At 39.1% G+C, this 23,427-nt stretch carries 23 protein-coding genes; 10 read left to right on the top strand and 13 right to left on the bottom strand.

All coding sequences use genetic code 11. From position 1 onward, the window contains the following. Positions 1–63 precede the first annotated feature (63 nt). A complete protein-coding gene (pstB, locus tag PL9631_RS12145; protein WP_083620648.1) occupies positions 64–882 on the top strand; it encodes a phosphate ABC transporter ATP-binding protein PstB in 819 nt (272 codons plus the stop codon). Between the two features lie 45 nt (positions 883–927). Here pstB and PL9631_RS12150 read toward each other — a convergent pair whose 3' ends face one another. Next, positions 928–1,095 (bottom strand): NblA/ycf18 family protein, encoded by a 168-nt coding sequence (locus tag PL9631_RS12150; protein ID WP_083620650.1) that lies wholly within the window; start codon positions 1,093–1,095, stop codon positions 928–930. A gap of 223 nt (positions 1,096–1,318) precedes the next feature. Here PL9631_RS12150 and PL9631_RS12155 point away from each other — a divergent pair, with 223 nt between their 5' ends. Further along, the gene (locus PL9631_RS12155) at positions 1,319–1,906 is read left to right on the top strand and encodes a phycobiliprotein lyase (protein ID WP_083620651.1); all 588 of its coding nucleotides are present in this window, start codon (positions 1,319–1,321) and stop codon (positions 1,904–1,906) included. A gap of 34 nt (positions 1,907–1,940) precedes the next feature. Here the strand turns inward: PL9631_RS12155 and PL9631_RS12160 are convergent, their stop codons facing one another. Both PL9631_RS12160 and PL9631_RS12165 read right to left on the bottom strand, forming a co-directional pair. Then, on the bottom strand, positions 1,941–3,185 hold the full coding sequence (locus PL9631_RS12160) for an anaerobic sulfatase maturase (RefSeq protein WP_083620653.1): 1,245 nt from the start codon (positions 3,183–3,185) through the stop codon (positions 1,941–1,943). A gap of 167 nt (positions 3,186–3,352) precedes the next feature. Next, positions 3,353–5,722: an arylsulfatase gene (locus PL9631_RS12165; RefSeq protein WP_083620654.1), complete on the bottom strand. Its 2,370-nt coding sequence runs from the start codon at positions 5,720–5,722 to the stop codon at positions 3,353–3,355. A gap of 234 nt (positions 5,723–5,956) precedes the next feature. Here PL9631_RS12165 and PL9631_RS12170 point away from each other — a divergent pair, with 234 nt between their 5' ends. The 3 genes from PL9631_RS12170 to PL9631_RS12180 all read left to right on the top strand — a co-directional run bounded on the left by PL9631_RS12170 (position 5,957) and on the right by PL9631_RS12180 (position 8,663). Continuing rightward, the gene (locus tag PL9631_RS12170) at positions 5,957–6,394 is read left to right on the top strand and encodes a YidH family protein (protein WP_083620656.1); all 438 of its coding nucleotides are present in this window, start codon (positions 5,957–5,959) and stop codon (positions 6,392–6,394) included. A gap of 39 nt (positions 6,395–6,433) precedes the next feature. Next, positions 6,434–7,933: an outer membrane protein gene (locus tag PL9631_RS12175; protein WP_083620658.1), complete on the top strand. Its 1,500-nt coding sequence runs from the start codon at positions 6,434–6,436 to the stop codon at positions 7,931–7,933. Positions 7,934–8,144: 211 nt separating this feature from the next. Continuing rightward, a complete protein-coding gene (locus tag PL9631_RS12180; RefSeq protein WP_197046353.1) occupies positions 8,145–8,663 on the top strand; it encodes a cupin domain-containing protein in 519 nt (172 codons plus the stop codon). A gap of 89 nt (positions 8,664–8,752) precedes the next feature. Here PL9631_RS12180 and argS read toward each other — a convergent pair whose 3' ends face one another. From argS to ychF, 3 genes are all read right to left on the bottom strand, one after another. Beyond that, entirely contained in the window at positions 8,753–10,510 is a 1,758-nt protein-coding gene (argS, locus tag PL9631_RS12185; protein WP_083620661.1) for an arginine--tRNA ligase, read from the bottom strand. 211 nt (positions 10,511–10,721) lie between these two features. Next, positions 10,722–11,084 carry a phage holin family protein gene (locus PL9631_RS12190; RefSeq protein ID WP_083620906.1) on the bottom strand — a complete coding sequence of 121 codons (363 nt, stop codon included), beginning with the start codon at positions 11,082–11,084 and terminating at the stop codon, positions 10,722–10,724. Positions 11,085–11,249: 165 nt separating this feature from the next. Further along, positions 11,250–12,341: a redox-regulated ATPase YchF gene (gene ychF / locus PL9631_RS12195; protein ID WP_083620663.1), complete on the bottom strand. Its 1,092-nt coding sequence runs from the start codon at positions 12,339–12,341 to the stop codon at positions 11,250–11,252. 179 nt (positions 12,342–12,520) lie between these two features. Between ychF and PL9631_RS26140 the strand changes: the two genes are divergently transcribed. Beyond that, positions 12,521–13,594 (top strand): DNA cytosine methyltransferase, encoded by a 1,074-nt coding sequence (locus tag PL9631_RS26140; RefSeq protein ID WP_197046354.1) that lies wholly within the window; start codon positions 12,521–12,523, stop codon positions 13,592–13,594. After that, positions 13,591–14,700 (top strand): hypothetical protein, encoded by a 1,110-nt coding sequence (locus PL9631_RS26145; protein WP_197046355.1) that lies wholly within the window; start codon positions 13,591–13,593, stop codon positions 14,698–14,700. Before PL9631_RS26140 ends, PL9631_RS26145 begins: the two co-directional genes overlap by 4 nt. 130 nt (positions 14,701–14,830) lie before the next feature. Here PL9631_RS26145 and PL9631_RS12205 read toward each other — a convergent pair whose 3' ends face one another. Genes PL9631_RS12205 through PL9631_RS12215 form a run of 3 tightly spaced genes read right to left on the bottom strand, consistent with a single transcriptional unit; the run spans position 14,831 to position 17,142 of the window. Further along, complete coding sequence (locus tag PL9631_RS12205; protein WP_083620664.1) at positions 14,831–15,568, bottom strand: energy-coupling factor ABC transporter ATP-binding protein; 738 nt, start codon at positions 15,566–15,568, stop codon at positions 14,831–14,833. Beyond that, entirely contained in the window at positions 15,555–16,211 is a 657-nt protein-coding gene (locus tag PL9631_RS12210; protein ID WP_083620666.1) for an energy-coupling factor transporter transmembrane component T family protein, read from the bottom strand. Before PL9631_RS12210 ends, PL9631_RS12205 begins: the two co-directional genes overlap by 14 nt. Positions 16,212–16,218: 7 nt before the next feature. Further along, positions 16,219–17,142, bottom strand: coding sequence for an energy-coupling factor ABC transporter permease (locus PL9631_RS12215; protein WP_083620667.1), 924 nt, complete (start codon positions 17,140–17,142; stop codon positions 16,219–16,221). A 204-nt stretch (positions 17,143–17,346) separates the two neighbouring features. Here PL9631_RS12215 and PL9631_RS12220 point away from each other — a divergent pair, with 204 nt between their 5' ends. From PL9631_RS12220 to PL9631_RS12230, 3 genes are all read left to right on the top strand, one after another. After that, positions 17,347–18,819 (top strand): aminotransferase class I/II-fold pyridoxal phosphate-dependent enzyme, encoded by a 1,473-nt coding sequence (locus PL9631_RS12220; RefSeq protein ID WP_083620669.1) that lies wholly within the window; start codon positions 17,347–17,349, stop codon positions 18,817–18,819. Between the two features lie 80 nt (positions 18,820–18,899). Continuing rightward, complete coding sequence (cbiT, locus tag PL9631_RS12225) at positions 18,900–19,499, top strand: precorrin-6Y C5,15-methyltransferase subunit CbiT (RefSeq protein ID WP_083620670.1); 600 nt, start codon at positions 18,900–18,902, stop codon at positions 19,497–19,499. Positions 19,500–19,558: 59 nt separating this feature from the next. Further along, positions 19,559–20,449 carry a phosphatidate cytidylyltransferase gene (locus tag PL9631_RS12230; RefSeq protein WP_083620672.1) on the top strand — a complete coding sequence of 297 codons (891 nt, stop codon included), beginning with the start codon at positions 19,559–19,561 and terminating at the stop codon, positions 20,447–20,449. Positions 20,450–20,723: 274 nt separating this feature from the next. Here the strand turns inward: PL9631_RS12230 and PL9631_RS12235 are convergent, their stop codons facing one another. The 4 genes from PL9631_RS12235 to PL9631_RS12250 form a co-directional block, all read right to left on the bottom strand. Then, positions 20,724–20,873, bottom strand: coding sequence for a PIN domain-containing protein (locus tag PL9631_RS12235; protein ID WP_156090545.1), 150 nt, complete (start codon positions 20,871–20,873; stop codon positions 20,724–20,726). Positions 20,874–20,951: 78 nt separating this feature from the next. Then, a complete protein-coding gene (locus tag PL9631_RS12240) occupies positions 20,952–21,188 on the bottom strand; it encodes a type II toxin-antitoxin system Phd/YefM family antitoxin (protein WP_083620673.1) in 237 nt (78 codons plus the stop codon). 32 nt (positions 21,189–21,220) lie between these two features. Further along, a complete protein-coding gene (locus PL9631_RS12245; protein ID WP_083620675.1) occupies positions 21,221–22,630 on the bottom strand; it encodes a cytochrome c biogenesis protein in 1,410 nt (469 codons plus the stop codon). A 15-nt stretch (positions 22,631–22,645) separates the two neighbouring features. Continuing rightward, on the bottom strand, positions 22,646–23,383 hold the full coding sequence (locus PL9631_RS12250) for a cytochrome c biogenesis protein CcdA (protein ID WP_083620677.1): 738 nt from the start codon (positions 23,381–23,383) through the stop codon (positions 22,646–22,648). Between the last annotated feature and the right edge of the window lie 44 nt (positions 23,384–23,427).

Here is a 23,427-nt window from a genome sequence, read left to right on the forward strand (position 1 = left end):
AATGAAATACTCTACCTTGATGTTGATTTTTTCGATATTGTATACCTTCAGGAGTTAATTTTTATGTCCGGTGCTAATGACTATCATTCTACCCAGATGGAAACGGTAATCCAAACCGAAAATATTGATATCTATTACGGGGATTTTAAGGCGGTTCGGGGGGTTTGTTTGGAAATTCCTAAAAATAGAGTTACGGCTTTTATTGGGCCTTCTGGTTGCGGGAAAAGTACAATTCTACGCTGTTTTAATCGTCTGAATGATTTAGTTACAGGATTCAAACTAAAAGGGAATATTTTCTATCATAATCAAAATCTATATGCACCTAATGTTGATCCCGTAGAAGTTCGTCGCCGCATCGGGATGGTTTTTCAAAAACCTAACCCTTTTCCTAAGTCGATTTATGATAATATTGCCTACGGGGTACGGGTCAATAAATTAGCTAAAAATAAAGCCGAATTAGATGAAATTGTCGAGAAATCCCTGCGTCAAGCTGTATTATGGGATGAGGTAAAAGATAAACTGGGTCAAAGCGGTTTTGCCCTTTCTGGAGGTCAACAACAACGGCTTTGTATTGCGCGGGCGATCGCAATTAATCCTGATGTAGTATTAATGGATGAACCCTGTGCTTCCCTTGACCCGATTTCTACTTTATCGGTAGAAGAATTACTCCACGAACTCAAACAAAAGTACACCATTATTATTGTCACCCACAATATGCAACAAGCAACACGGGTTGCAGACATGACGGCATTTTTTAATGCTAAAGCGATTGAAGGGGGTAAACGTTTTGGTTATTTGGTGGAGTATGATGACACCCAAAGTATTTTCCAAAACCCCAAAGAAGAATCCACTCAACAATATGTGAGTGGTCGGTTTGGATAAATCAGATTACAAATAGAGACGCGCCGTGGCACGTCTCTACAATGATTAAGGGTTTTTAATCCATTGACGCAGGAGATTATCTTTAACCATACTTTGGCGTAATAGTTCGAGTAGATAGTCTTGGGCTTGTTCTAAATTTAAGTTTTTGACTTGTTCCCGTAGAATTTGTAATTTGAATTGTTGTTCCAGGCTGAGGTTTGCAGGCGTTTCCATGTTCACTCCTCCTACTAAGTTGTACAAATCACAAGGGATTTGGACTGACTAAGTTTATCTATATCACACTGAATGTAAAGTATCGTAACAAGTCCTTGACAATCTGTCCACAATGCACATTTTTAAACTAATCTCTGTTACAGAAATTAAAAATGGACTCAGAATCGACTTATCATAGAGGTCAAACCCATAAATCATAGTCAGTCAAGGAATTTTAAGCGTGATGGATGCAATAGAATTTTTTCGGAAAAGTGCTGGAACTTGGCGATCGCAACGGACAACCCACCATTTAGCCTTCAGACAAGCTGAAAAAGGCTTTTCAGATATTCAAGTCACCAGCTTAGATGCAGACGACCCCAGAGTGATCGAAATTTGTCAGATGCACAATGTTGACCCCACTTTATCCGCCGGGGGGGCCTACGTCACCTGGGCCGGGGAAATGGCCTGGGATAAGGACGATGAAAACCATAAGGGAGAAACGGTGTTTGCCATTGTTCCCGACCCGGAAAATCCCCGTAAAGGTCAAATGTTGCGAGAACGGGGTTATGCGGAAATTATGCCCGTGGCGGGTCAATTTGAGATGGATGAGGACGATGCTTTAATTTTAATTACCGAATATGAAACCATGAGTGCGATTGAGCGTTTCTGGTTTATGGGTTCGGATATTCGGATGCGAACCAGTGCGGTTAAGCGGTTTGGTGGGTTCAATACCTCCACCTTTTGTACGGAAATTCGGGTTAACCACGATGGGGAAACGGTGTTGGAATCTCCCTCAGAGGAAAGTCAATTTTATTCGGCTTTCGGTTGGTAATTTCTGTGTTGGGTGGGTGCGATCTGTTACCCACCTAATTCTTACCAAATCCAACAGGTTTTTGCTGCCGTTTTTGTTTCGCCAACAGTTGCATCACTTCATCAGCATAACGACCTTGACGTAATAATTCTGCCATCATCGTCATCGGTTGATTAATATGGGTAAAAAAGGCTTTATATCCCGCACACAAATAATTTAAACCAGCTTCTCCATCTGGGGTTTCCATAAACCGGTTTTTAGGACAACCTCCATGACAGGCAAAACGTACATCACAGGTGCGACAATAGTTCGGCAAAGAATCAAATTTAGCCTGACCAAACTGGCGTTGTTGTTCAGAAGCAATTAACTCTATCATCGGTGTTTCCTGAATATTACCCAATTTATAGTCAGGTTCCACAAAGTGATCACAGGAATAAAGATCCCCATTATGCTCCAACGCTAACGCCGTTCCACAGGTTTTAGAAAAGATACAAATCCCCGGTTGAGTACCCACCCAATTTGCCAGCGCCGCGTCAAAATGTTGAATAAAGATTTTACCCACATCTCGCCGTATCCACTGATCAAAAATACCGATTAAAAACTGTCCAAATTGTTCTGGTTTAACGGAGCGTTCTGTTACTTGATTTCCCGATTGAATCAACGTGGAACCGTCCGCATTGACCCGTTCAATAATCGGAATAAACTGAATAAATTCCGCCCCTAAATCATCTCGAAAAAAGCGATAAACCTCTACAGGATGATCGCCATTAACGGCATTAACAGTACAGAGAATATTAAAATCAACTTGATGTTTTTTGAGGATTTTCCAACCCTGCATCACCTGTTCAAAACTACCCCGTCCCCGCTTATCAACCCGATAGACATCATGCAACGGTTGGGGGCCATCAACGCTGAGTCCAATTAAGAAATTATGCTGTTTAAAAAATCGTCCCCAGTGATCATCGAGTTTTGTACCATTGGTTTGCAAGGTATGAATAATCTGCTGTCCGGGTTTCTTGTATTTTTCTACTAATTCTAGCGATCGCTCAAAGAACTCTAACCCCATCAATGTCGGTTCACCCCCCTGCCAAGCAACCGTCACCTCCGGGGTTTGATGTGATTCTAATAATTGCTGAATATAACTCTCCAACACCCCATCGGTCATGTGGAATTTGCTACCCGGATACAGTTGCTCTTTTGCCAGGAAAAAGCAATACTGACAATCCAAATTACAAATCGCTCCCGTGGGTTTTGCCAGGAGATGAAAAGCAGGAGGCGCGTTTTTAGGGAGTGTCAGCATAGTAATGTTTGCTACAGATCATTAATCAGAATCGGGTGGGTAATTCGTAATTCCCAATTCGTAATTCCCAATTCGTAATTCCCAATTCGTAATTCGTAATTCGTAATTCGTAATTCCTAATTCGTAATTCCTAATTCGTAATTCCTAATTCCTAATTCGTAAAAGGGCTACTGCCGTGCCATTGCCACTCTCAGACGTTCTTCAGGAGAGATTAAGTGGTCGTGGTCATCCTTGCCTACATCCAGTTGCACCCAGTGAATTTTACCCGTGAACTTACTGCTATGGGTGGTGTAATCAGGACTGACAGGAGTACCCGATTCGTAACCGATGTCGGTGGTTTCATCTGCCGAGAAAATCATCGCCTGGGTTGCCTCAACTCGTCCGCTACCCGCAAGCTGACCATCATAGTAGAGGGTGACGTTGCCGCCTTTACCTAAACCACCGCCATCGTAGGCAAACTCCATCCGTACTTGGTGTTTCCCTTCTGGAATCGGGGCTGTAGCTTCGGTGGGAAATTCATGGATGCCGAGTACATTGTAGGTAAACTTGAGTTTGCCCTCCTTGGCGTAGACGCTCCAGCCCCCGAACTTGCCTCCCTGAGCGATGATCACGCCATTGGCGGGTTTGTCTTTGACCTCGATCTCGGCGGTGATGGAGAATGACTTATTTTTAATATTGATCACGCTGTTTTCTGACAAACGACCCATGCCAGCAAAAAAGATTTGCGAGTCACCTTTCACCAGGGAGGGACGCCCCGCCGTCGTTGGATCAATCCGTTCAGTCTGCCGATCATCGAGTGGCAAAACGTTGTACTTGACAGCCTCGATCAAAAACTGACGCTGCAATTCAAACAATTTCTGTGGCATTTCTTGAGAGAGATCATGGGCTTGTGTCCAGTCTTTACTGCCGTCGTACAATTCCCAGATGTCTTCGTCAAAAGGTACCATCTTTTGCCCCACCATAACCCAGGGGGTACGGTGTTTTGTAATCGCACTCCAGCCTTTGTAGTAGATGCCTCGGTTGCCAAACATCTCAAAATACTGCACATCATGGCGTTCAGGAGCCTGAGCATCGTTGAAACTGTAGGCCATACTCGTCCCCTCATAAGGGCTTTGCAGCACGCCGTTAACCATTGTGGGTTCAGGAATCCCTGCGATTTCCAGCACCGTTGGAGCCAAATCAATGACATGAGTGAACTGGTTACGGATGCCACCCTTCTCCTCAATGGCTTTGGGATAGTGGATAATCGTCCCGTTGCGAGTGCCACCCCAGTGAGAGGCGACCTGTTTCGTCCACTGATAGGGGGTATCCATTGCCCAAGCCCAACCCACGCCAAAATGGTTGTACGAGTCAGGGGAGCCGAAGTCATCGAGTTTCGACAGCATGAATTCAGGGGTTTCCAAGGCAGCCATGCCGTTGAAGTTCGCCATTTCGTTGAAGGCGCCGTGAATTGTTCCCTCAGCAGAAGCACCATTATCGCCAACAATCACATAGACGAGGGTATCATCCAGAATCTCCAAATCCTCTAAACTCTGGATAAGTCGCCCAACGTGATAGTCGGTATGTTCCAAAAACGCGGCATACACCTCCATTTGGCGTTCCAGCACGGGTTTGAGTTGGGAGTCTATGTCATCCCAGGCGGGAATCTCTGCATGACGGGGTGTTAGCTCGGCATCGGGGGAAATTACCCCCAGTTCCTTCTGTTTGGCAAAGGTAATTTCTCGTTGCTGATCCCAGCCGTGGGCAAATTTGCCTTTGTACTTCTCGATCCATTCCTTGGGGACATGGTGGGGAGCATGGGTCGCACCGGGGGCAAAGTACATAAAGAAGGGTTTATCGGGCATCAGGGCTTTCTGCTGACTCACCCAGGTGATCGCTTTATCTGCCAGGTCTTCGGTCAGGTGGTAACCTTCTTCCGGGGTGGCCGGAGGTTCAATGGGAGTTGTGCCTTCGTACAACGCTGGATCCCACTGATTGTTTTCGCCCCCAATGAAGCCGTAGAAATACTCAAACCCACCTCCACCCGTAGGCCAAGCGTCAAAGGGCCCCATCGGCGAGGTTTGCCAAACCGGAACTTCATGACACTTGCCAAACATTGAGGTTGAGTAACCATTCAATTTCAGGGTCAAGGCTAGGGGTGCTTTGGTGTTGGGACGCACGGAGCATTGACCCGGGGCAGCCGTAGCGGTTTCGGTAATATTGCCCATACCGACGGAGTGATGGTTGCGTCCGGTGAGTAATGCTTGACGGGTGGGAGCGCAAAGGGCGGTGGTGTGAAAGCGGTTGTATTTAAGGCCCTGGGATGCTAGTTTCTCGAAGGCGGGGGTATTACAGGGGCCACCGAAGGCACTAGAAGCACCAAAACCGACGTCATCGAGCAGCACAATTAGTACGTTGGGTGCGCCTGCTGGTGGACGTAAATCCCGGATGGGGGGATAGTGGGTATCGGGATTTTTGGCGTCGTAGGTGGTGAGTCCGAAGTGAGTTTGATCGGGAATGGGTAAAATTTGGCGTTGAATTGAATCACTGGATGTCATAATGAGTTGATTTTCCTAAATTTTTTTAAATATATCTAACGAGTCTGTTAGCCTCAAACCTAACTTAGACAACAACAGTCAGAAATTGAGATATTTTTACATTTCTTTATAAATAGAAATTGATATCTGACTAATGATTAAGCTAAATCTTATCTTTAAAATGCCTCTTTTATGCTAATTCTTCATTACAGGATGATATAATCGTTTACCCCCCCAAAAAAAATCTCAGCCGTTATGAATCAATCACCTAACAACTCAGAAACACATAAACAGCTTTCTACCAATGAATTAGCCGAAGATCGTACCGAACTAGCTAAATATCGCAGTCGCGCCGCCGCCGATCGCACGTTAATGGCGTGGATACGCACTTCTTTGTCGTTAATTGGTTTTGGCTTTGGTATTCCTACTATCGTCAGAACTATTGAACAAACTCACCTGAGTCCTAAGCTTGACCCTGTTCGATTTTCTGTTATTGTGGGACTGTCTTTTATTGGTACAGGAATGCTAGGAATGGCTTTAGGGCTGAGGGAACATCGTCGGTTACTCCAACAAATAGAAAGTGAGCGTTATACCTATGAAAGTTCTTACAGTACCGAAATTATTGGGGTGGCTTTACTTGTCATTGGATTAGTAAGTTTTATTGGGGTAATTGTTAAATCCCTCAATTTTTAGTAGATTTTAAAAAACCTTTAAACTCGGACAAACTACCAGATGAAATCAGCTTTAACTTCCTGTTTCAGTTTATTAACTTTTCTAGTTGTTACTCCCACTTGGGCGAGTTCCGTTAATCTGGATTCTGATCAAAAGCTATCCTCGGTTTTTTCAGAAGATCAGCATCAGTTTTTGATTGATTCCGATTTGCATTTTTCCGTTGATCAATCGTCGGTTGAGTTAAACCCCGTTCCTGTTGAAAAAATTGCGATCGCTGCTTTTTCACCTTCACAACAATTCACTGCACAGAATGCGGAAGATTTTAAACTCTCTCACATGAATTCAAACTTTTTAAATTCTAGCATTAATGCAGCAGATTTGCAACTAGATCAACTGAGAGAAAATCATGAGATTTTATCAAAAAATCCTATTCCAAATGTGTCTAATTTAGAAGAAAATACACTCAGTCAAAATCCCATCAATCTTGAGCAAATTGTTAATGAAGCCTTGGCTGAAGACTCCCAGAGTTCAACTCCTAAAGGTGAACAACCTCAGTCCAGTAACGGATGGAGATTTGAAGTTGAACCAATGCTATTTGTTCCTTTTAATATTGATGGTTATGCCATTGTTGGAGAAGGAGCGAGCGTTAATCGAGTTGTTTTAGTAGACTTAATTACGGCTGAAATTACCAATCGCATCTTAAATAAATTACCCCAAGATTTAATTGAACAAGCTGTTGATCGTGTTTTGGAAAGGTTGCCTTTTGATCGGAGTAATACTCGATTAGAAGATCGCATTGCTCAGGAGGTGCGAGAACGTTTACAACAACGGGGACAAGACCTAACAGAACGCTTAGAAACTCAAATTCGGGAAGGAGTACAAACAATTGTAGATCGAGTTCCTCCGGGTCAAGTTCCCGTTGAAGTTGATTTTAATTTTGGCTTAGGAAAAATTCTGGAGTTCGATAAAATTTTAGAGTTAGGAACTCGTTTAGAAGCCTGGAATGGGGATATCGGATTAATCTTTCAGGGAGTCTATACGGAATTGGGTTTAACGGAGAAGGGTTCAGAAATTGATATTGATTTTAATACCGAATTATTAATAGCAGAAGTATCACTTGCATGGCATTTAGGAACCCTTCCCTTAAGGGCTGTTAAAGATCCTTCAAAACCCAGTCCTGTCTATCCTTCTCTTGATTTTGAAGTGTATGGTGGAACTCGTTTTGGCTATCTCAATACTGATTTTAGTTTTGATCCTGGCCCAGATATTAACTATCGACCGGATTGGTTTGATCCGTCCTTCGGGGCACAAATTAAACTCAATTTAGCTGATAATTTAGCGATTACAACACGGGGGGGAACTGCAATTACAGGAGGAAGTGAAGCACTTGCAAATTGGGATCTACTCATCGGTTTAGATTGGCAAGTTTCTCGTGATTTAACCTTATCAGCCGGCTATCGTTTATATCAATTAAAAGTTGAAAAAGAAGGAGACTTTGGAACCTCAACGGTTAAAATGACTTCACAAGGAATGCGTTTAGGATTAGGTTGGTCTTTTTAGTTTCACGACAAATTTACGAACTTTTAACCACAGTATATATAGCAATCCTATTTGAGTTGTATCCAAAATCTGGGTTCAAAAGGGAACAGAGAACAGAGATAATACTTCTGGCTGTTTCATATCAGTTATAAATTATTACAACCTATTTGGGATTGCTATAGCTGTCGTAAATTTGATGTAAAATCTTTCTATTCTCTGTTCGGTTTAATTGATGATGACTGTAGAAGAATTAATTGAAAAATATCAGCTTATTCCTCACCCAGAAGGAGGATATTTTCGAGAAACCTATCGTTCAGAGGGGGTAATTCCTCACAGTGCTTTACCTAGTAATTTTAAGGGCGATCGCAACTATTGTACAGGAATTTATTTTCTATTACCCCAGGGAACAAAATCACATTTACATCGAATTCAATCCGATGAAATGTGGCATTTTTATTTAGGCGGTTCCATGACTCTGCTCTTAATGCACGAAGACTATGGGGTACAAAATATTATTCTTGGGTCTAATATTTTAGCGGGAGAAAAAGTCCAGTTTGTGGTTCCGGCGGGATGGTGGTTTGGGGGTTATCCTAATTCTGAAAGTTCCTATAGTTTTGTCGGTTGTACTGTTGCACCCGGGTTTGATTTTGCCGACTTTGAATTAGCAAATCGCGACGAATTACTCCAAAAGTTTCCAGGATCTACGGATATTATTTTAACATTAACACCTGAACCGGAATCAGTATTTTAGCAGGGAACAGGGAACAGGAGAAGCAGGGAATGTAAACTAATTCTATTACCCATTCGTAATTCGTAATTCGTAATTCGTAATTTACTATATTACATTCGTTCTAAGACAGAAATTCCTAACAAAGATAACCCTAATTTTAAGGTTTTTGCGGTTAAATCACATAATGCTAAACGGGAAGTCCGTTGAGGTTCTTCGGCTTTGACAACGGCACATTGTTCATAAAATTGATTGAATTTTTGGCTTAATTCAAATAAATATTGACATAAACGGTTCGGTAATAAATCTTGAGCAACTTCCTCTAAAATTGCCTGCAATTGTAACAGATGTTTGGCTAAAACCAGTTCTTCCTCTGCTTCTAAAACCAGTTGAATATCCGTTTCTAACTTTTGCCAATCAATATTTCCTTTGCGACTAATGCCTTGAATTCTGACATAGGCATAGAGCATATACGGAGCCGTATTTCCTTGTAATGATAACATTTTATCAAAACTAAAAATATAATCACTGGTGCGATTTTGGCTTAAATCTGCGTATTTAACCGCACTCAAACCAACGACTTCCGCCACATGATCAATAAACTCTTGATTTTCCGTGCGTCCTTCTACTTTGATCCGGGTTTCTAAATCCTTTTTAGCATCACTGACCGCCTCATCTAATAACTCCCTTAAACGCACGGTTTCTCCAGAACGAGTTTTTAATTTTTTGCCATCATCTCCTTTAACAATTCCAAAAGCAACATGAACTAATTCGACATTTTCTGGTATCCAACCTGCCCGTTTTGCTACTTGCCAAACCTGCATAAAATGGTTGGTTTGTCCAGCATCAGTAACATAAATAATTCGAGTCGCTTTCTCGGTTTCAATCCGATGTCTTAACGCCGCTAAATCCGTTGTGGCATAATTATAACCGCCATCGGTTTTCTGTACAATTAAGGGTAAAGGTTCTCCCTCTTTATTCGTAAAACCTTCTAAAAAGACACATTTTGCTCCTTGATTTTCGACTAATAATCCAATTTTGTCTAATTCTTGAACAATTTGGGGTAAAAATTGATTATAAAAAGATTCTCCTCTTTCGGTTAATTTAATCCCTAAATCATCATAAATTAACTGAAATTCTCGCCGAGATTGTTCACACAATAATTGCCACGCCCGACGGCTATCTTCTGCGCCCGCTTGTAGTCGTACAACTTCCTGGCGAGAGGTTTCTTTGAAGGTTTCATCTTGATCAAATCTAACTTTAGCTTGACGATAAAACTCTACTAAATCCCCTAAATCTAAGGCATCTGCTGTAGTTAACGCATCGGGAGAAACTTCTCTTAAATAGGTAATTAACATTCCAAATTGAGTTCCCCAGTCGCCAACATGGTTGAGACGTAAAACCTCATGTCCTTGAAATTCTAAAACCCTGGCAATACTATCTCCAATAATTGTAGAACGGAGATGTCCGACGTGCATTTCTTTGGCAATATTCGGACTAGAAAAATCTACAATCATTTTTTGGTTAGGGTTGACTTTGGGAATACTTAAACGTTCATCCCCTAACATTTTTTGTAACTGTATTTGTAAATAGTCGGTTTTTAAACGTAAATTAATAAAACCAGGGCCAGCAATTTCAGGGGTTTCGCAAATTTCATCGAGGCTTAAATGGTCTATAATTTGAGTGGCGATCGCTCTAGGATTACTTTTTAAGGGTTTAGTTAAAGACATCGCCAAATTACATTGATAATCACCAAATTTCGGATTAGTTGACGCCACCACCATCGGATCAATTGTGGCAAAATCTTGACCAAATGCGGCGACTAATGCTTGATTAAATTTAATCTTGAGAAGTTCTACTGTAGATGTCATGATTAACGCTTTCGGTTTAAGGCTTAATTTAAGGATATCCTTGCCTATTGTACCTTAAAGAGAGTTGATTCTATCAAAAAACTAGAGTTTGAGGAATTTTTCAGCTTCAGCCCTCCTTAAACTAAAACTACAGACTTAATCACTATAAGGCTGATGAAAGGTGCATTCCTGGTAAATATATTCGTTGTTCTCTGGTTAGCTTAAATTAGAACTATCTGATACCGACTTGTGCTAAAATCTGAAACAGAATTGAATTAATAAAACTCAGGGCTAAAGCTCCAATTATAGCACTCCAAACTCCCCAACGTAAACGAAATCCTTCCACCAGTTTAGCGGCTAAAGCAAACATCGCCACGTTGAGAACAAATGAAACAAAAGAGCTCGCCAAAATTAAAGTTGCTGGCGCCATAATTAATGCTAAAATCGGACGGATTAAAGCATTAACAATTCCAAAAACCGCCGCCGAAATTAAGGCTTTTTTGAAATCATTAATTTCAACTCCAGTAAATGGACTCAGTAAAGCAATCAAATATAAGCTGACAGCTGTTACTAACCAAGCGATTAACAAACTCATTAAATCCATTTCCAGAAACTCCAATACTTTTGCTATGTAAGGTTCGATTCTAACCCTAATTCATCAAAGTTTGAAGATAAAATCATAAAATCTTTATTTTTCCTTAATAAAATTTAAGAAAATCCACCCCGCACCTGCTATCAGTACGGGGTTAACCTTCAAAAATTAAACATTAAATCGGAATAACAGTACATCTCCTTCTTGGACAATATACTCTTTTCCTTCACTGCGAACTAATCCTTTTTCCTTGGCGGCACCCATAGAACCAGTCGCTACTAAATCCTGATAAGCTACGGTTTCCGCTCGAATAAATCCCCGTTCAAAATCAGAGTGAATAACTCCAGCGGCTTGGGGCGCGGACATTCCGGCTTTAATTGTCCAAGCGCGGGTTTCTTTCGGGCCAGTGGTTAAATAAGTGCGTAATCCTAATAATTCATAAGTGGCTCTAATTAAGGATTTTAAACCGCCTTCTTCTACTCCTAAAGAGGCTAAAAAATCCGTTCGTTCTGCTTCGGATAAATCAACTAATTCCGCTTCTACCTGTGCCGAAATAACGACCACTTGAGCATTATCTACTTTAGCAACTTCTCGAACTTTTTGCACCTGTTCGTTTCCGGTTGCCAAATCATCTTCTGAGACATTTGTTGCATAAATAACGGGTTTTTGCGTGACTAAACCTAAGCCTTTTACTGCCTCTAATTCTTCTTCGGTTAATACAGCTTGGCGGGCGGGTTTTCCTTCATTTAATAAAACCGCAATTTTTTCTAACCCTGTCACTTCGATTTGTGCTTCTTTACTGGTTCTCGCCTGTTTACGGGCGCGGTCAATTCGTCGTTCAACTTGAGATAAATCCGACAAAGCTAATTCTAAATTAATAATATCAATATCTCGCAAAGGATCAACCGAACCGGCAACGTGAATAATATCATCATTTTCAAAGCAGCGAACCACATGAACAATGGCATCTACTTCTCGAATATGGGATAAAAATTGATTCCCTAACCCTTCTCCTTGACTCGCTCCTTTGACTAACCCGGCAATGTCTACAAATTCAATTCGAGTGGCGATAATTTGTTCAGACTTGGAGATTTTTGCTAATACATTTAACCGTTCATCGGGAACTGCAACAACGCCAACATTCGGTTCAATAGTGCAAAAGGGAAAGTTCGCCGCCGTCGCCTTGGCATTGGCAACTAAAGCGTTAAATAATGTCGATTTACCAACGTTGGGGAGTCCAACAATTCCGGCTCTTAGCATGGGTTCGATGTTTAAGTTAAACGTTCAATAGAATACTTGATTTATTATTATAAACCTTTTAGGGACAAATTTAACAAATTTATACTTGAGCCGAATTGAAACCATATTAGGATACAATCAATGTGGTGTAAGCCTCCTCGCTTGCTAGTTATAAATCAACAAGCATATTGTGGTTAAATATGGATAATTCTCTTAAAATTGCAGATTTATTTTCTGGAATCGGTGGGTTAAGATTGGCTTTTGAAAGTGCTGATTATCAATGTGTTTATTCTTGCGAAAAAGATCCCGCTTGTCAATCAGTCTATTTTAATAATTTTGGAGAACAACCGGAGGACGACATTACTAAAATTGATTATAATAATCTTCCTAAATTTGATGTTTTAACGGCTGGGTTTCCTTGTCAACCCTTTAGCATTTGTGGAAAACGCCAAGGGTTTGAGGATACTAGAGGAACCCTATTTTTTCATATTTGTGAAATTATAGCAATCCATCATCCCAGGGTTGTTGTCTTGGAAAATGTTAAACATTTGCTACATCATGATCAGGGAAAAACTCTCCAGACTATTTTATATTCTTTAGAAGATTTAGGCTATGCTGTTGATTATAAATTATTGAATGCTAAAGACTTTGGACTTCCGCAAAATCGAGAGCGAGTAATTATTGTAGCTTGCAAAGATAAAAAATTTTATTTCTCAAAATTGCAGAGGGTTTATCCTATTCCTAAATTAAGAGATTTTTTAGATCACAAGGGAAAATTTGAATACTTAAACCCGGAAGAATATACACTTATCGAGGGTTACAAACAGCAGTTATCGGGTCTGATTTTTGTGGGATATCGTAATAAGAATATCTGGAAAAAAGGCATTAGACCCAACACAGAACATTTATCTAGGGTACATCACCAACCAAATCGAATTTACTCCATTGATGGAGTCCATCCCACCATTCCATCCCAAGAAACATCGGGACGTTTCTTTATTTATATTCCCGAAGAAAATCGAGTTCGTAAGTTAACTATCCAAGAATGTTATAGAATTATGGGGTTTCCTGAACCTTTTAAACTGCATCCCAATTTGGGAGAATGTTATAAACAAATTGGGAATTCTGTTTGTATTCCTCTATTCCAAGAACTTGCCATACAGATTAGAGAGCAAATTTTTTGTGCTTTTGATCATCAGTATTTATCTGGATGGACAGTCAAACAATCCATTAAAGAACCTATTCAACTTAAAATACCAGGACTTTTTGAATGAATATCAATTACAAAGAAAAACTGTTAGAAATCTACAACAACGCTATCTCAACTATTGATATTGAAAATGAAATTACTGAACAGGATAAAAACTATATTTTAGAAATAGGCTCTAAGTGTAAGAGTCAGAAAGGAGTTTATACAGTTCTTGTTACATTACTGATCTATAAGATTTTGAACCCTCAACAAGATATTAGATATCATCAATCTAATATGCCTAGTGGTTTTTCTGGTCGAGGTATAGATACACAATATATTACACCAACCCTAAAACAATTAGGTCTTCCTGCAATGGCTGAAAGTGGTTGGTTAACCCGTTCTCTTGAACAGCCTTATCCTTATACCTTAAACTATGAGGGGAAAATCAATGATAAGAATGTTAAAAAAGCGTTTTTATCTATTATTGATTATGTTCAAAACAACCCCGAAAAAGCAGAAATTTGTTTACGGTTATTGATGAATAAGGTTATAGAAGTTGCCAAAGCAAATCAAATTAACATTGTTAAATTATCTAATCCTGATAAGATTGATATTAAGACTCTGATCAATTGTCTGGATCAACATTTTAACTTTGACTATGAAACTCGTGGAGGTTCTAAACTTCCTGTCATTGCTTTCTATGCAATTTACAGTTGTTTAGTTACTGAAATTGAGAGATATAAATCCTGTACTCTCAAAATTTTGGCAAGCCATACGGCATCTGATCGAACATCTCAAAGTGCCGGAGATATTGAACTATTTGATGAGGCAGGTAATTTGTTTGAAGCAATAGAAATCAAACATGGGAAAGAAATTGATCTTCAAATAATTCATATAGCTAAAGAAAAGATTATTAAATATAATCCTCAAAGATATTTTATATTTGCATCCAAAGATATTAAAGAATCAGAATCTAATCTGATTGAGATAGAAATTAAAAAAACAGCAGAAGCTCATGGTTGTCAGATTATTTTAAATGGGATTATTCCTACTCTCAAATATTATTTGAGACTAATTATGTCTTTAGAAAAATTTATTGATGAGTATTCAAAGCTTATTGAGTTAGATCAGGAAATTCAGACAATTCATAAAACTAAATGGAATGAAATTTTATCCAGATTTAATTAAAAATACTCAATTTTAGAATTTGAAAATGATATTATATAAATCTCAAGCAACTCTATGAATATCGCATTTTTGTGCCACCAATAATTATTTTATAGATTATATTCAAGATATTTAATTCAAGATTTATCTCTTACCAATTAGGAGGTAAACCGTGTAATTCTAACATTTCTTCATCTTGTAATAATTCCTGAGTTGGACGCTCTACGACAATTTTTCCCTGAGCTAAAATTAAGCATCTATCGGTGGTTTTTTTAATCCAATTGAGATCATGGGAAGCAATTAATATGACTTCTAAGGGTAACTCAGCTAATATTTGGGCTAATTTTTTACGCCAAGCGGGATCTAAACCATTTGTGGGTTCATCTAAGATTAAAATACTGGGTTCTAAGACTAAAATTGATGCTAATGCAGCTAGGCGTTTTTGTCCTCCTGATAATTCATGGGAGGAGCGATTTTCATAATGGATTAACCCGAATTGAGATAAAACCAATCTTGCTTTTTCTTTTGCTTCTACCAGAGGCATTCCATAGTTACGCAAACCAAACATCACATCTTCTAAAATAGTTGGCATAAATAATTGATCATCAGGATTTTGAAAAGCAAATCCTACCTGAAGACGAATCTCAGAAAGATTTTTAGGTTCTAAACTAATACCATTAATGAAAATTTGACCGGATTTGGGTAATTTTAAACCTATTAAGTTTTCTAATAAAGTGCTTTTACCCGCACCTGTAGCCCCCATTAAAGCCACCCTTTCACCGGAATTTATGGTAAAAGAAATATTTTGCAAGATCGGCTCTTGTCGGGCATATCCAAATATTAAATCTTGGACAATTAGGGTTTTTTCAGAATAATTAATTTTTGACATAGGAAAAAAATGTTAATAAACTAGCGATAGTGCCAACAATAATTAGGGCAAAATTATCTCTGGGTGTTGATAGAGATTCTACGGGTAATTTACCTTGATAACCTCGCAAAATCATGGCATTATAAACCCGTTCAGCCCGATCTAGACTTCGCAAATAAAGAGAACCAATCATAGCAGCACTTGTATAACGCAACCAACCGGAATAACCGGATAAACCGCGCAATTTTGCAGCTTGTTGCATTTGACGAACTTCTGAGATTAATATTTCTAAATATTGCCCAGTTAATAAGATAATTTCTTTAAAAGTTGCGGGAATGGGTAAACCTTTTAATGCAATTCCTAAACTATGGGGTGGTAATGTAATGAGAAAACTATTCATTATTAGTAAACATAGTAGGGAACGACTTACCATAAAACTGGCTTTTTCATATCCCATGGGTAAGGCTAATAATGAAAGTAAGATTAATTCCGCCCCTAATAGTTTTGAGATAATTTTTAGGGGCGGTTTTAAAAGAATTACCCAAAAGAATGCGATCGCTCCATAGGAGCCTAATGCCCACCATACAGATGTTTTGAGTAAGGCAATTCCGATTACCAGGATCAGAGAAACCCGTAATTTAAACGGGATAGAAAATTGAATCATTGTTGAATTATAACTGATTTGGTTTACCAATTTGGAGAATCCCAAAAGCAATACCAAAACAAATTACACTTCCGAGAATTCCAGAAATGCTAGTGCCAATTTCCCCTAATCCTTTGATAGTATAAGCAGCGAAAGGTGTGGGAATACTAAACCGCACATTTTCGGCTAATTCAGCAAAACCATGAATTTCTGCAACCTTTTCTAAACCATCGGGCCAAGCTGATGCAAATAAAGATAATACTCCGGCAATTAATAACGTACCAATTACTGGAATTAACCATTTATTTAATTGGGGTTGATCTCCGGGTAATAAATCTGGTCGGACTGTAATTAAATAAGTTAGAATTCCGGCGGTAATTAATCCTTCACCAATTCCAATTAAACTATGAACTCCGATCATTGCTGGTAAAATTATCGCCGCCTTAGCTGTCCCTGATAAAATTAAATTGATGGAACAAGTGATCGCCGCGGCAATAACACTAATTCCCCCAGCAATACCCGCAGCTAAGGGTAAGCGCAAACGAGAACCTCCTAATAATTGTTGGAGGATTTGTGTTAAGACCCAACCGACCCAAACTCCCACGATTGCCATGTTAAAAATATTGGCTCCTAAAGCGGTAATTCCACCATCAGCAAATAAAAAAGCTTGAATAAATAAAACCGTCGCAATGGATACAGAAGCTGCCCAAGGATTTCCTAAAATTACCGCCGCTAAAGTTCCTCCTAAAAGGTGTCCACTGGTGCCACCAGCTACGGGAAAATTAATCATTTGGGCGGCAAAAATAAACGCGGTTGTTAATCCCATAACTGGCGCGTATCGTAACCCTACATTCTCGCGGGTACGCCCCAGACAAACTGCTAAAAATCCGGTGCTGGTAAGACTGGTAACAGTTGCTACTACGGGGGAAATAAATCCATCGGGAATGTGCATAAATTAAGCCCTAATCCTTGAATTGCTGTATGAATGAATTTATCAACATTAATAGTAAATACCTTTTTTCCATAATTTGCAATCCCCTATAGGGGTATAATCTGGAATAAATTGAGTCAATATATTATAATATAGCCATATTTAGAGTTGAATTTTAGATTGTTAGTATTTGCGCTCAAGCGCAACAACGGAGTTTTTTATTTAATGTTAGATCAATCTCAAACGCCATTATTGACGGCTTTAAAAAATTGTGCCAATCAACCCGATGTACCCTTTTATACTCCCGGTCATAAACGAGGACAAGGGATTTCACCTTTATTAATAAAACTATTAGGAACTCAACTTTTTAAAGCCGACTTACCCGAATTACCTGAACTTGATAATTTATTTAATCCAGAAGGTGTAATAGCAGAAGCTCAAGATCTAGCGGCTGAAACTTTTGGAGCGGAAAAAACTTGGTTTTTAGTTAATGGGTCAACCTGTGGAATTATTGCTGCTATTTTAGCTATTTGTGGAACTGGAGATAAAATTTTAGTTCCCAGAAATGCTCATCAATCTGTGATTTCAGGGTTGATTTTATCGGGTGCGATCGCAATTTTTATCCAACCAGAATATAATCCAACTTGGGATTTATCCTACAGTATTACCCCAGAAACCGTTACTCAAACCTTACAACAACATCCCGATGCCAAAGCCGTATTAATAGTATATCCTACTTATCAAGGAATTTGTGGAAATATCGTCGAAATTGCTAAAATTACCCATCAATATAATATTCCTTTAATTGTTGATGAAGCCCATGCAGCACATTTTAATTTTCATCCAAATTTACCGATTTCTGCCCTCAAAGCCGGAGCAGATTTAACAATACAATCGATCCATAAAGTATTAGGTTCTCTGACTCAATCTTCCCTGCTTCATGTTCAGGGAAATCGAATTGACCGAGATCGTTTATCCCAAACCTTACAATTTGTTCAATCTACCAGTCCTAATTATATTTTATTAGCCTCATTAGATGCCGCCCGTCAACAAATGGCAACCCAAGGCTATGATTTAATCGATCAAACCCTATCCTTAGCCAAAATAGCCAGAACACAAATTAGTAAAATTCCAGGTTTAGCTAGTTTTGGAACTCCCGACTTTGAACCGACATCAGGATGTGTTAACCTAGATATTACTCGGTTAACCATTCAAGTATCAAACTTAGGAATAAGCGGGTATGAAGCAGATGAAATTCTCCGTCAACAATTCCATGTGACCGCAGAACTTCCCAGTCTTCATCACCTAACATTTATTATTAGTTTGGGGAACACCCAAACCGATATTCACCAACTGATTAATGCCTTAAAAACCCTTGCCGTCCAACATCAAGCTGCTTTGATCTCCCGTTCCCGCCGGAATTTCTTCTCTACCCCCCATTTTTTGCCCTCTACACCCCCTTATTCCTGTCGAGATGCTTTTTTTGCCCAAACAGAAAAACGTCCCCTTCAAGACTGCCTAGGGTTGGTGAGTGCGGAAATTATTTGTCCTTACCCCCCCGGTATTCCCATATTAATGCCCGGTGAAATTGTTACCTCTGATGCTCTAAAATTTTTGCAACAAGTGATAGCTTTGGGTGGGAAAATAACAGGATGTAGTGATCCGAACCTGCAACAGCTTAAAATTGTTAAAGGTTAAACAGAAAAATCGACAACGATTGACTTAATTCTTAACCTAATCAATAAACCTTGAAATTTCACCCCTAATTAATCTTAAAAATGTCCAAACTTTGGCCTTATGTTACCCCAGGGATTCCCGATGATTTATTTGAACGGTTGCCCGGTATCCCTTTAAGTAAGCGAGAAGTCCGGTTATTATTAGTCTCTTTAATGCGATTGCAAGCCGACTCAATTGTATGGGATATTGGGGCTGGAACCGGGACAATTCCAGTAGAAACAGGTCTATTATGTCCGCAAGGTCGAATTATTGCCATTGAAAGGGATGAAGATGTGGTGAATTTAATTCGAGTCAATTGTGAACGATTTGAACTCCAAAATGTTGAGGTGATTGAAGGAAGTGCCCCCGAATGTTTACAGAGTATTTCCCATCGGCCACACCGGGTTTGTTTAGAAGGTGGAAAACCCCTTAAAGCCATTCTGCACGAAGTTTGGAAATACTTACAACCGCAAGGAAGAATTGTAGCCACAGCCTCGAATTTAGAAAGTCTTTATGCCATTTCTGAGGGGTTTGCTGAGTTACAAGTTCGCAATGTGGAAGTGGTGCAATCTGCCATTAACCGATTAGAAAAACGGGGAAATCATCAAACCTTTGAATCCGTTAATCCCATGTTTATTTTAAGTGGTGAAAAAATAGATTAAATTTAAAATACGCTATAGATAACTGCCCCAGCCCGTCTTAACTCCTGACTTCTAATATTATGCCTTCTTTGTCTCGGATTATCAGTGGAATTATTGGAATTATTTTAGCCTTGGGAATGCTCATTTTTGGAGGCTGGTATTTTACCTTGGGTTTCGGTGTAATTGTTTATTTAGGTCAATTAGAATATTTTCAATTGGTTCGGGCTAAAGGCATTGAACCTGCGACTAAAACCACTTTATTTGTGAGTCAAGCCCTACTTTTAACCGCCGCATTTTCTCCGACTTTAGTGGATGCAATGTTTGCCCTAGCGGGAACATTAGTTTGTTTTTATTTATTATTTAGACCTAAATTATCAACTATTTCTGATATTAGTGCTTCAATTTTAGGATTATTTTATGGAGGCTACTTACCCAGTTATTGGGTACGGTTAAGAGTTGGACTAGAACCCCATACTTTGGTTGAGAAAGCCTTTGCCAGCCCGATTCCTTTTAATGAAAATTGGTTAGAAAATTGGTCAATTTCCAATTTATCCCCAGGATTAACCGCTACTTTATTAGCTTTTATGTGTATTTGGGCTGCGGATATTGGTGCCTATATTTTTGGTAAAACCTTTGGTCGAACTCGCCTCTCCGATATCAGTCCGAAAAAAACCGTTGAAGGGGCAATATTTGGGTTTTTAGGTAGTATTATCGTCGCCATATTGGGGTCTTGGTATTTACAATGGCCGGGGTTTCCTTGGGCGGGTTTAATCCTAGGATTATTAATTGGAATTGCCAGTTTATTAGGCGATTTAACTGAATCTTTAATGAAAAGAGATGCAGGAGTTAAAGATTCCGGTCAACTAATTCCCGGTCACGGTGGAATTTTAGATCGAGCAGATAGTTATGTTTTTACCGCTCCTTTAGTCTATTATTTTATCACCTTATTTTTACCGTTATTGTCAATCTAATATTCCATCCTTCCACTTATCTGAGCTCGTTATCAGACAGGTTGATGATTTCGGCGATCGCGCTTTTTTCAACAACAAATTGCATCAGGGGCGGTTTCCGTAACAATATTCAATTCTTAGCAATAATCTTGCTAAACCCTTCCCTTTTTTTAAACCGATCGCGCTAAAGTCTTAAAATTTGGACTGGAACTCCTAAGGAATGAAAAATAAATAACTTGCACAATTAAACCCTAGAAACCTTGATCTACCGTAAACTATTGCTCAATTAGTCACCTTATTGGTTTTTCATTCCTAATACCTTGGCACTCGCAGCTAAACCTTCATCTGCTGTTATTAAAGAAATTTCATAAGAAAATGTGATCGCTAAATGTAAAGCATCCAAAGTTCGTAAAGGAATATCAAATCTACTGATCCAATCGTTCATTGCTTAATAAATCGTCTATTATTTCGCTGAGTGCTTCCGGCCAGTAAAAAGCAGCTAACACGCTCGTATCTAAATAAATCAATACCGTTCTCCTTCTCTGGCTTGAATAATTGTCACCCTCAAAGGTTCACCTGTCAAGAGTACAGAGTCTCGAAATCTTTTTCTTTGCAATACCCATTCTTGTCTTGTTTTTGGTGGAACAAGTCTGGCAACTTCTCTACTTCCATCAACTAAGATAATTTCTTCACCTTGAGCTACTCTTTCTAAGAGAGCTTTCAAGTGATCTCCTAGGTTTTCAATACTAATTTTTAACATTATGCTCTCCAAAGCGTCATATAAGCTATCAGTTAACTCTGAGGATTTTCTGATAAATTCCCTAACGAAATTGTATTATTTTGATCCAGGTTATCTAAATCATCTAAAATGGCGACAATTTCCCGCTCAAAAGTAACTTTAGCTCGATTGGTTTTCCCTCCAATATAAAGGCGATCGCCTTCGTTTAATGCCCAGATTTGAGAATGAGACACATAACTCATCATCACACTAATCATTAATAATCCAAACCCTAAATAAACAATTGGAATCCCCGGATCAGCTTTTATTTGTAATCCCGTACTCCCGATAATTTCATCAATAAATACCGTAACTCCATCTACTTCCGTAGACATTCCCTCGCGTACCGTCGAAACTAATTCTCCTTTGCCATTATAAACTAATACATTTCCTTTTAAGTCCCTAGCTAAGACAGAAACCCCGGCACTAAAATCGGGTTTAATTGGAATCCAAGTTCCCCAAATTCTACCCTTTCCTTGAGTTTCTAATTGTGCCATCGGTAAACGAAAGACCGGACTTTTATTCACCCGTACCCGTAACGCTCCAATCCCCCAATCTGCTTGATAAAAAGTAACACCTTGATAGCGTAAAGGTTCGTTAACATGAATGGTTTTGCGATCGACTTCTTCCCCCTGTTGATTTAATACCGATAAATCGGAATAAAATTGATCAATTCTACCTTCTGCATCATAATCAATCCAAAATCGATTAACTTTAACTGACCAATCTTTGGGAATTTGAGATTGAGAAAATTGTCCGGCATCTAATATATTTTTAACTTGAAAAGTATTCCCCCCCGGAACCAATTCTTGAGCCATAAATCCAGTTATAGAACCGATAATAGATCCGGCTAAAATAATTAACATACTAGCATGAACAATAATCGGCCCTATTCTGCCAATCAGTCCCCGTCTAGCATAGAGTTTATTTCCTTCTTGAAAAACTAAATAATTGCGTTTTTTTAATAAAGGTTCTAAAGCTATTAATGAACCTGTAGTTAATTCAGCACTTAAAGCGATGTTTTGAAATTGTTTCGGTTGATCGTAATATGTCCAGCGACGGGCGGATTTTAAAGTAGGTAATTGGCGGGTAAAGGTACAAGCAGTTAAGCTACTACCAAATAATACTAAAAGTGATAAAAACCACCAAGTTCGATAAACATGATCAAGTCCAATAAAAACAATAACTTTCCAGGTTAAAAAGCCAAATAAAGCCGGATGTTCCGGGTAATTAGATTGATAATATTCCAGGGATTGTCCCTGTTCCAGAATGGTTCCAGAAATACTAAAAACAGCAATAATTAATAACAATAAAATGGCTAGTCGTAAATCTGCCAAAAGGGGCAAAATCTCTTTCCTAATCATTTTTTGTAGGGTTGTTTCTCCAGCCATGATTTTTTGAAATATTGAAAGCTCTGTATCCATTTTTATTCCCTTAAATTAAGCAATAGGTAAAAATCTAAATAATAAAGAAAATACACCAAATCCCACTAATAAAACGCCACTACTAGGGGTAATCCAACTTGACCATTTTCGCAGTGCTAGTAACTTTTTAATCGTGGCGGTAAAGGTTCCAGCTAATACTAATGGGGTGACATAACCCACCGCATAGGCTAATAATAAAACTCCGCCTAAAATTATATCTCCTGTGGTGGAAACCCAGGCTAATAAGGTTGCTAAAACCGGGGTGCTACAGGGAGAAGCCACTAACCCAAAGGTTAACCCTAATAAATAGGATTTCAAGCTATGGGGAAACCCTTTAGGTATCCATCCTATGGTATCAAAGGCGGGCAATTGTAATGGTAGAGCTTCTAATAAATTTAACCCCATTAAAATTGCAATTAAACTCACAATAATTGGTAAACCCAAGCCAATTTTACCATATACTTGTCCGACAAAAGACGCTAAAATTCCCAACCCGGCTAAGGTGGTAGCCAGTCCCAATGCAAACCAGACTGATTGAATCGCGGCTTGGAGTCGATTTTCGGTTTCATAACCCCCAATATAACCAATTGTAATCGGTAACATCGATAGCATACAAGGGGTTAAACTGGTCAATAAACCCGCAACAAAAATAACACCAATACTAACAAAACTTAGGTGAGTCAGTTGGGTTTGAACCAGATAATTTGCCAGTTGTGCTAGTTCATACAATTTGATTTGTAGGGTTTCCAGCATGAAATTAAATCAACAATTTGTTTACTTTAAGATTATAACCTATT

Origin of the sequence: Planktothrix paucivesiculata PCC 9631 (genome assembly GCF_900009265.2) — a bacterium.
GTDB lineage: Bacteria > Cyanobacteriota > Cyanobacteriia > Cyanobacteriales > Microcoleaceae > Planktothrix > Planktothrix paucivesiculata.

What these genes read in the sequence shown, in the direction of transcription:
- pstB (WP_083620648.1), top strand. Translation starts at nt 64, where the DNA reads ATGTCCGGTGCTAATGACTATCATTCTACCCAGATGGAAACGGTAATC.
- PL9631_RS12150 (WP_083620650.1), bottom strand. Translation starts at nt 1,095, where the DNA reads ATGGAAACGCCTGCAAACCTCAGCCTGGAACAACAATTCAAATTACAA.
- PL9631_RS12155 (WP_083620651.1), top strand. Translation starts at nt 1,319, where the DNA reads ATGGATGCAATAGAATTTTTTCGGAAAAGTGCTGGAACTTGGCGATCG.
- PL9631_RS12160 (WP_083620653.1), bottom strand. Translation starts at nt 3,185, where the DNA reads ATGCTGACACTCCCTAAAAACGCGCCTCCTGCTTTTCATCTCCTGGCA.
- PL9631_RS12165 (WP_083620654.1), bottom strand. Translation starts at nt 5,722, where the DNA reads ATGACATCCAGTGATTCAATTCAACGCCAAATTTTACCCATTCCCGAT.
- PL9631_RS12170 (WP_083620656.1), top strand. Translation starts at nt 5,957, where the DNA reads ATGAATCAATCACCTAACAACTCAGAAACACATAAACAGCTTTCTACC.
- PL9631_RS12175 (WP_083620658.1), top strand. Translation starts at nt 6,434, where the DNA reads ATGAAATCAGCTTTAACTTCCTGTTTCAGTTTATTAACTTTTCTAGTT.
- PL9631_RS12180 (WP_197046353.1), top strand. Translation starts at nt 8,145, where the DNA reads ATGATGACTGTAGAAGAATTAATTGAAAAATATCAGCTTATTCCTCAC.
- argS (WP_083620661.1), bottom strand. Translation starts at nt 10,510, where the DNA reads ATGACATCTACAGTAGAACTTCTCAAGATTAAATTTAATCAAGCATTA.
- PL9631_RS12190 (WP_083620906.1), bottom strand. Translation starts at nt 11,084, where the DNA reads ATGAGTTTGTTAATCGCTTGGTTAGTAACAGCTGTCAGCTTATATTTG.
- ychF (WP_083620663.1), bottom strand. Translation starts at nt 12,341, where the DNA reads ATGCTAAGAGCCGGAATTGTTGGACTCCCCAACGTTGGTAAATCGACA.
- PL9631_RS26140 (WP_197046354.1), top strand. Translation starts at nt 12,521, where the DNA reads ATGGATAATTCTCTTAAAATTGCAGATTTATTTTCTGGAATCGGTGGG.
- PL9631_RS26145 (WP_197046355.1), top strand. Translation starts at nt 13,591, where the DNA reads ATGAATATCAATTACAAAGAAAAACTGTTAGAAATCTACAACAACGCT.
- PL9631_RS12205 (WP_083620664.1), bottom strand. Translation starts at nt 15,568, where the DNA reads ATGTCAAAAATTAATTATTCTGAAAAAACCCTAATTGTCCAAGATTTA.
- PL9631_RS12210 (WP_083620666.1), bottom strand. Translation starts at nt 16,211, where the DNA reads ATGATTCAATTTTCTATCCCGTTTAAATTACGGGTTTCTCTGATCCTG.
- PL9631_RS12215 (WP_083620667.1), bottom strand. Translation starts at nt 17,142, where the DNA reads ATGCACATTCCCGATGGATTTATTTCCCCCGTAGTAGCAACTGTTACC.
- PL9631_RS12220 (WP_083620669.1), top strand. Translation starts at nt 17,347, where the DNA reads ATGTTAGATCAATCTCAAACGCCATTATTGACGGCTTTAAAAAATTGT.
- cbiT (WP_083620670.1), top strand. Translation starts at nt 18,900, where the DNA reads ATGTCCAAACTTTGGCCTTATGTTACCCCAGGGATTCCCGATGATTTA.
- PL9631_RS12230 (WP_083620672.1), top strand. Translation starts at nt 19,559, where the DNA reads ATGCCTTCTTTGTCTCGGATTATCAGTGGAATTATTGGAATTATTTTA.
- PL9631_RS12235 (WP_156090545.1), bottom strand. Translation starts at nt 20,873, where the DNA reads ATGAACGATTGGATCAGTAGATTTGATATTCCTTTACGAACTTTGGAT.
- PL9631_RS12240 (WP_083620673.1), bottom strand. Translation starts at nt 21,188, where the DNA reads ATGTTAAAAATTAGTATTGAAAACCTAGGAGATCACTTGAAAGCTCTC.
- PL9631_RS12245 (WP_083620675.1), bottom strand. Translation starts at nt 22,630, where the DNA reads ATGGATACAGAGCTTTCAATATTTCAAAAAATCATGGCTGGAGAAACA.
- PL9631_RS12250 (WP_083620677.1), bottom strand. Translation starts at nt 23,383, where the DNA reads ATGCTGGAAACCCTACAAATCAAATTGTATGAACTAGCACAACTGGCA.